A 7,233-nucleotide genomic window follows, 5' to 3' on the forward strand; every position below is an offset into this window, starting at 1 on the left:
GCCCGGTTCCGTCTGCAAGTACCTCTTAAGGTATCTCTTCAGGTATCTCTTCAAGTAACCCTGCGAGCGTACCTGTCCAGGCCGTTTCGAAGATCTTTCGCGTGCTCGTCAAGCAAGCCGAAGGCCTGTCTGGAACGGTCTGGACAAAATACATAACACTAGTTGCGTTAAATCAAATGCAGCAGTAGAGTCATAACAAACAACAACAAGTCGCAGTGAGGGTGCCATGTGTGAATCCAGCATGCCTGCAGCCTCTCGATGCGCTTGTCGTCCAGCTGGTTTTCAGCTGACCGGAGAGCGTGCATGAACCATTTCAGCGAAACACAGCAGCCCCATACCGGTGCTGACAAATTCCGTCCGATCGGTGGATGGGTGGAACGTCCGGATGACCTGCAAGCGGCGCTGGAGGGCGACATAGAGGCTGACGCAGTCATCGTCGGCGCGGGCTTCGCCGGCCTGTCGACCGCACTGGAGCTGACCGCGCTGGGCGCCAGCGTGGTGGTCCTGGAGCAGGACTTCGCTGGCTTCGGTGCCAGCGGGCGCAATGCCGGGTACCTGGCGGGCAGCATGGGCGTGGAGTTCGAACTGTTCCACAAGCGCGTGGGCCTGGCGCAGGCCAGGAAGATCGTGTCGTTCTACGATGAAGGCGTGAGCTACGTGGAAAGACGCCTGCGGGAACTGGCCATCGACTGCGACTACAACCCCTCCGGCATCATCCGCGCAGCGATTCACCCCTCTCAGGAAAAGAAACTGCGCCATGGCATGGCACTCGGCCATGAACTGGGCTCGGTCACGCGCTTCGTCGATCGCGACGAAATGCGCGAACGCGGCATTCCGCCCGCGTTCCTGTTCGGCTGCACCCAGCACGGCGGCACCCTCGACCCTGGCAAGTACGTCATGGGCCTGCGCCGTGCCGCGCTGCAGGCCGGTGTGCGCCTGTTCGAGCAGACCCGGCTGCTGTCCTACAGCGAAGGCCAGACCATCACCTGCCGTACCGAGCGGGGCAGCGTGCGCGCGCCGTTCCTGGTGCTCGCCACCAACGCCTACACGCCGCAACTGGGCCTGCTGCGCGACAAGGTGGTGCCGCTGCGGGTTTCGGCGATCGAGACCGAACCCCTGTCCAAGGCTCAGTTGCAGACACTGGGCTGGCACGACAGGGAAGGGATCGTCACCCCGCACTGGACCATGGAAAGCCATCGTCTGACCGCTCGCGACACCTTGCTGGTCACCACCAAGCAGCTCGGCTACGCCTATGGCTCGGGCACGCCCAATCAGCCTGACAACTCCGCCTACAAGGCCTTGCAGCAAGCCCTGAACGATCGTTTTCCAACGCTTCGTGGCAGCGCCATCCGTGCCTGCTGGAGTGGCTACGTCAGCCTGGCGTTCGATGCCTTGCCCGTGGTTGGGGCGACCGGCACGCACGGCAACGTCTTCTACAGCGCCGGTTGTTCCGGCCATGGCGTCGGCACCCAGTCGCTGGTCGGCCACCTGCTGGCCGAGCGGATCGGCGGTATCGAACACCCGCTGCTGGCGGCACTGCGCCACAAGACCCCGTCGACGCTGCCCGAGCCACTGCAGTGGTGCGTCATGAAGACCGCCCTGGCAGGTGTCGGTGTCCTCGACAGCTACGTGAACCGTAGAGCCCGGGCATAGCTCGCACACTAGACCGGTGATGCCGCGGGCCTGTCCCTGGGCCAGGTTCGCGCATCGCATTCGCAACCCTGGAGCAACAATGAACAGCTATTCGAACGATGCAGTGCGGGTGACAGCCTGGGCGGCGATCCTGGGCGGCCTTTTCGCCTACCTGAACGTCGCTTTCATGCTGATGGTGACCCACGGCGACATGACCGTGACCCTGGATGGCGCGCAGATGCTGACCCTGCCGGCGGAGCAGCGGCAGTTTTTCAGGCTGTCCATGTTCGCCGACCTGCTGGGCTTCTACCTGCCGTTGCTGGTGATCGGCGGCTATCTGTGGCGCACGTTCCGTGAGCAGGCCGGTGCCCTGGGCGACATGGCCGCGCTGGCGATTGCCACTTACGTGGTTCTCGGTGTGGTTGGCGCGGCCCTGCAACTGTCGGTGCTCAACCCGCTCGCAGCGCTTCACCAGAGCGGCGCGCCGGCCGTGCAGGCGGCCGCCGAGGTCACCTGGACGACCATCGCCGTGGGTAGCCAGCGCGGGCTCTGGTGGTGCGAAGGGCCGGTCGTGCTGTTCTGGGGCCTGATCGTGGGCGGTCACTTGAAGAGCGCCGGCTGGGGCGCTTCGATCCTGTTGCCGTTGAAGGTCGTCGGCTGGTGCTTCGGCCTGTACTTCATCGTCGGCTTCTTCCCGCAACTGGACGCCGTGACCAACGCGCTGCTGGTCCTCGTGGTGCTGATCTTCCCCTTCTGGATGCTGCTGTTCGGCCTGCAGTTGCGCCGACGTTCGTCGCGTCTGACGGTGGGTGCCTGAGCAGGCCCCACGCGCATCGCGGCGACAACCCGACAAGAGCGCTGCCCGGCTCACCGGGCACATGAAAACAACAACCGTGCGAGGCTCCCTGTATGGCTGAAAGGCCCCCCTCCAACCCATTCGATCTCAAACGCCGGCAACTGCTGAAGTTCGCCGGTGCCACGGCGGCCGTCGGCGGCCTGGGCCTGCAGGCCACGCTGAGCCTGGCCGACGAAGGCAAGCCCAAGGCTTCGGGTACCGATGATGGCGTCCTCGATGTCGCCATCATCGGTGCCGGGATGGCCGGGCTCACCGCTGCCCGTGACCTGCAGAACGCAGGTTGCCAGTCATTCGTGGTGCTGGAAGCGCGTCAGCGCGTCGGCGGCCGGGTGCTGAACCATGACCTGGGCGGGGGGCAGATCTCCGAAGCCGGCGGCCAGTGGATCGGCCCCGGCCAGACGGCCGTGGCGGATCTCGCGCGCGAGCTGCAGATCGACACCTTCCCGACCTACTACCAGGGCAAGACCGTGGTGCTTGGCGGGGATGGCCGCCTTGAAATCGACCTGAAGGGCACTTTCGGCACCGATGAAAGCATCGGCGCCAAGCTCAGCGAACTGTCCAAGGTGGTGCCGTCGGGCGCTCCGTGGACCTCGCCGAGGGTAGCGGAACTGGACAAGCTTTCGATGGGCGACTGGTTGGCCCAGCAAAATATCAAGCCTGAAGATCGATCTGGTTGGGACACCAGCCTCACGCTGACGGGTGGGGTAACCCCGGCCAAGATGGGCCTGCTGCATTTCCTCTCGATGATCAACTCGGCGAGCTGCGACTACATGAAGCTCGACTCGATCAAGGACAGCGCGCAAGGCACGCGCTTCGTCGGTGGCTCGCAGGCCTTGTGCACGCGCATGGCCGAGGCGCTGGGTGACAAGCTGCGCCTGGCCTGCCCGGTACGGGAAATCGCCGACTGGGATCGCGAGGTGGTGAGGCTGATCACCGACCAGGGCGAGGTCCGCGCACGGCGCGTGATCGTGGCGATCCACCCGGCGCTGTGCAACCAGGTGCGCTTCCAGCCCGCGCTGCCCGAAGGCCGCGCCGCCCTGCAGCGCGCCTGGCCCGCGCACAGTCCGGCACGCAAGACGGCGATGGTCTACCGGCGGCCGTTCTGGCGCGACAAGGGGCTGAACGGCCACACCCTGGAGATCAAGGGCCAGGTGCTCTGGGCCTGGGACAACTCGCCGCCCGATGGCGAAATCGGCGTGATCAACGCCTTCGTCGTCAATGCCATGGTGCCGTCCGACCATGATGCCGCGCGCCAGGTGCTGGCGCAGATCTATGCCCGCTCGTTGGGTGACGAGGCGCTGAGCCCGATCGGCTATCACGACCATGACTGGGGGCAGGCCGATCCCTGGAGCCTCACCTGCGTGTCGGCGATTCCGCCCGGCTTCTGGAGCCAGCATGGTCCGTCGCTGCGACCGGCCTGCGGCAACCTCATCTGGTCGGGTACCGAAACCGCGGAAATCTGGGCGGGCTATATGGACGGCGCGGTGCGCTCGGGTCATCAGAGTGCGTTGCAGGCACTCGGTTCGCTGCGTAAGGCATAGGGGCGATCATGAAGAAGAAATTGTTGTTGGGTGTCGCGGTTGTCCTGGTCGTGCTGCTGGCCGTGTTCGGCCGCGATCTGCTGGGGATGTACCGTCTGCTGGACTATATCGACACCACCACCCAGGCCTACGAGACGGAGGGGCCGTGGCCGCACACGGCGGACGCCTGCATTGGCTGCCATGGCAAGCAGGGCACCTCCCTGCATCAGCGCTATCCGAGCCTGGCCGGGCAACCCACCGAGTACTTGCAGGCGCAGCTCCATGCCTTTGCCAAGGGCCAGCGTATCAACCCGAACATGCAGCCTCTGGCGATGACGCTCACCGAGGAAGAAATCCTCAAGCTGGCCAACCACTACGCCGCCCAGACGCCGCTGGAGAACCACTGGTTCAAGCCTGACCCGGCCCTGCGCGAGCAGGGTGAACGGCTGGCGACCGCGGGTGCCTGCACGGCCTGTCATGGCGAGAAGCTGATGGGCCAGGCCCTGTTCCCGCGTCTGGCCGGGCAGGGCGCCGACTACCTCCAGGTCCAGCTGGATGCCTTCGCCGAGGGACGGCGGGTCGATCCGACCGGGTCGATGAAGGCGATCACCGCGACCTTGTCCGCGGAGGATCGCAAAGCGCTTGCCCATTACCTCGCATCACTCGTCCCAGCGTCGAAATGAAACCCCGAATCCGATAAAAAAGAGAATTTCGCTATGGAAACCAGAGATATAGCCGCCTTGCTCACCTGTGTACTCCTGGTCACCTCGGGAGCCACCTATGGCATCAAGTTTCTGCGCAAAGGCAACTTCCTGTTGGGGCTGGAGTGGCTGATCGTGGCATTCTCCGGCAGTAACCTGCTGATCTTCCTGCTGACCCAGTGGAAGGTCTCCTACAACATTTCCTTCTTCCTCGACGCCTTCTCGCGAGGCTTCGGCATCCCCATCGTGACCGTGCTCGGGCTGATGGCGGTCACCCATGACTACAAGCCTTCGAAGCTCAAGGATGCGCTGATCTTCGCGATCACCTTCGCCAGCACCTTCGTCATGATCAAGGCCGATTTCATGGTCAAGCCGTTGCCTTACTTCTACGTGGGCATGTGGACCGCCTATTCGGTCTTCCTGGCGTATTTCATCGGCCGTCTGCTGAGTGCCGGTGAGCGTCTGCATGCGCTGGGCGTCACCGTCGCAGCGTTGACCGGTCTGATCGTGGCCTGCATCTATGACTTCTACCCGATCCCGGGAGACGACTCGAAGGCGATCTTCATGTCCATCGCGCTGGTCACCTGGTCCTACATGATGATCCAGTTGTACTACGCCTTCTTCGCCCTGGCGCGGGCAAAGCAGCAACCGTCCTACGCGCGCTGATGCGCGCGTTCGCCAGGCTTCGTCAGCGAAGCCTGGCGAACCCTCGGAACCTCACCCGGAGAACACCCCATGTCCATCGAGCAAGTCGCACCGGCGGTAGAGCGGATGCGCGAAGTTTTTGCCCTGCAGCGCAAGGCATTCGCGCAGGAGCGTTACCCTTCCTACGAATCGCGTCGGGCCAACCTGCAGGCGCTCAAGGCCCTGGTGCTGGACCACGCGGACGACATCGCAGCAGCCATTTCCAGCGATTTCGGTCATCGCTCCGTGCATGAAACCAAGCTGCTGGATCTCTTCGGCCTGGTCAGTGAAATCAACCACGCGATCAAGTGCCTGAAAGGCTGGATGAAGCCGCGCAAACGCGGTGTCGGCATCTGGTTCCAGCCCGGGCGCGCCGCGTTGCTCGCCCAGCCGCTGGGGGTGATCGGCATCGCCGCGCCCTGGAACTATCCGCTGTACCTGACCCTCGGCCCCCTGTGTGGCGCCCTGGCCGCCGGCAACCGCGCGATGATCAAGGTCGCCAGCGATTCGAGCCACTTCGGCCGCCTGCTCGCGGAACTGCTCGGCAAGCGTTTCTCTGAGGATCTGGTGGCGGTCGTGCAGCCGGGCCCCGGGATCAACGATGGCTTCTCGCGTCTGCCGTTCGACCATCTGATCTTCACCGGCTCGCCCGCCGTGGGACGGCAGATCATGCGCAACTGCAGCGAGAACCTGACCCCCGTCACCCTGGAGCTGGGCGGCAAGTCGCCCACCCTGGTGGCCCCTGGCTATTCGCTGCAGAAAGCGGCTGAAACCATCCTCTGGGGCAAATGCCTCAACGCCGGGCAGACCTGCGTCGCGCCCGACTACGTGTTCCTGCCGGCCGGTAGCGAAGATGCATTCATCGAGCATGCCAGGGTAGCGGTGAACGGTCATTACCCGACACCGCTGGCCGACAACCCGGACTACTCCTGCATGATCAACGCCCGCCAACTGGCGCGGATCGAGGCCCTGCTGGCCGATGCGCGGGAGAAGGGCGCGCGGGTGGTAGCCCTGGCCGATGCCGAAGGTGCCCGTCGGGTCGGCAAGCTGGCGCCGCACCTGGTGTTCGACGTGAATGACGACATGCTCATCATGCAGGAGGAAATCTTCGGGCCGGTGCTGCCGGTGCTCGGCTATCGCCGGCTGGAAGACGCCGTGGACTACATCAATGCCCACGAGCGGCCGCTGGCGCTGTACCTGTTCGATGAAGATGCCGGGCGGGTCGAGACGGTGCTGCGGCAAACGATTTCCGGTGGGGTTTCGGTCAACAGCGTGATGCTGCATGTGCTGCAGGAGAACCTGCCGTTCGGTGGCGTGGGCAACTCGGGTCTGGGCCACTATCACGCCGAGGAAGGGTTCCAGACCTTCAGCAAGATGCGTCCGATCTTCTATCAGGCGAAACACAATGGCAGCTTCATGCTCAAGCCGCCGTACGGTCGCCTCACCCAGATTCTTCTGCGCTTGGTTCTGCGTTGATGCACGGTGCTCCACGGGCTGACGAAGCTGCTACGAGCTGACACTGTTCCTGTCATGTCATGCCCCCATTTTGCGCCCTTCGGGGCGTTTTTTTTGCCTGGCATTTCTACACAACCAGGAAACCGGGTCGGGTTTTCCAGGTGCCCGCCTTGAGCCTTGTAGCGCCCTCCAGATCGAGCGCCGCCCGCGCGGCGCATCGCGGGTGCATGGCGATGTTCTTCTAGTGCTCTTTAAATCGAGCGCCGTCCGCACGGCGCATCGCGGGCAAGGCCCGCTCCCAGTGTGCCCGGCATGGGCCAAAATCAGTCACCTGAAAGCGGTGACCAGACTGAGTGACGATAACTGTAGTGAAACGCAAGGTGGA

6 protein-coding genes are annotated in these 7,233 nt (G+C 64.0%); all 6 read left to right on the forward strand.

Going from position 1 to position 7,233, the window contains the following annotated elements:
* Nucleotides 1–303 precede the first annotated feature (303 nt).
* The gene (locus CHB99_RS28795) at nt 304–1,653 is read left to right on the forward strand and encodes an NAD(P)/FAD-dependent oxidoreductase (protein WP_042125842.1); all 1,350 of its coding nucleotides are present in this window, start codon (nt 304–306) and stop codon (nt 1,651–1,653) included.
* Nucleotides 1,654–1,732: 79 nt separating this feature from the next.
* Nucleotides 1,733–2,449: a hypothetical protein gene (locus CHB99_RS28800; protein ID WP_042125840.1), complete on the forward strand. Its 717-nt coding sequence runs from the start codon at nt 1,733–1,735 to the stop codon at nt 2,447–2,449.
* Nucleotides 2,450–2,541: 92 nt separating this feature from the next.
* Entirely contained in the window at nt 2,542–4,029 is a 1,488-nt protein-coding gene (locus CHB99_RS28805; protein ID WP_042125839.1) for a flavin monoamine oxidase family protein, read from the forward strand.
* Between the two features lie 8 nt (nt 4,030–4,037).
* On the forward strand, nt 4,038–4,691 hold the full coding sequence (locus CHB99_RS28810) for a c-type cytochrome (RefSeq protein WP_042125836.1): 654 nt from the start codon (nt 4,038–4,040) through the stop codon (nt 4,689–4,691).
* Between the two features lie 33 nt (nt 4,692–4,724).
* The gene (locus CHB99_RS28815) at nt 4,725–5,375 is read left to right on the forward strand and encodes a hypothetical protein (RefSeq protein ID WP_042125835.1); all 651 of its coding nucleotides are present in this window, start codon (nt 4,725–4,727) and stop codon (nt 5,373–5,375) included.
* 69 nt (nt 5,376–5,444) lie between these two features.
* Nucleotides 5,445–6,869: a coniferyl aldehyde dehydrogenase gene (locus CHB99_RS28820; protein ID WP_042125833.1), complete on the forward strand. Its 1,425-nt coding sequence runs from the start codon at nt 5,445–5,447 to the stop codon at nt 6,867–6,869.
* The last annotated feature ends 364 nt before the right edge of the window (nt 6,870–7,233 follow it).

It is taken from the genome of Pseudomonas japonica (assembly GCF_900188455.1).
Lineage (GTDB): Bacteria > Pseudomonadota > Gammaproteobacteria > Pseudomonadales > Pseudomonadaceae > Aquipseudomonas > Aquipseudomonas japonica.

Bases quoted from the DNA above. Each gene is read 5' to 3' on its own strand.
- CHB99_RS28810 (WP_042125836.1), top strand. From the start codon at position 4,038: ATGAAGAAGAAATTGTTGTTGGGTGTCGCGGTTGTCCTGGTCGTGCTG.
- CHB99_RS28815 (WP_042125835.1), top strand. From the start codon at position 4,725: ATGGAAACCAGAGATATAGCCGCCTTGCTCACCTGTGTACTCCTGGTC.
- CHB99_RS28795 (WP_042125842.1), top strand. From the start codon at position 304: ATGAACCATTTCAGCGAAACACAGCAGCCCCATACCGGTGCTGACAAA.
- CHB99_RS28800 (WP_042125840.1), top strand. From the start codon at position 1,733: ATGAACAGCTATTCGAACGATGCAGTGCGGGTGACAGCCTGGGCGGCG.
- CHB99_RS28820 (WP_042125833.1), top strand. From the start codon at position 5,445: ATGTCCATCGAGCAAGTCGCACCGGCGGTAGAGCGGATGCGCGAAGTT.
- CHB99_RS28805 (WP_042125839.1), top strand. From the start codon at position 2,542: ATGGCTGAAAGGCCCCCCTCCAACCCATTCGATCTCAAACGCCGGCAA.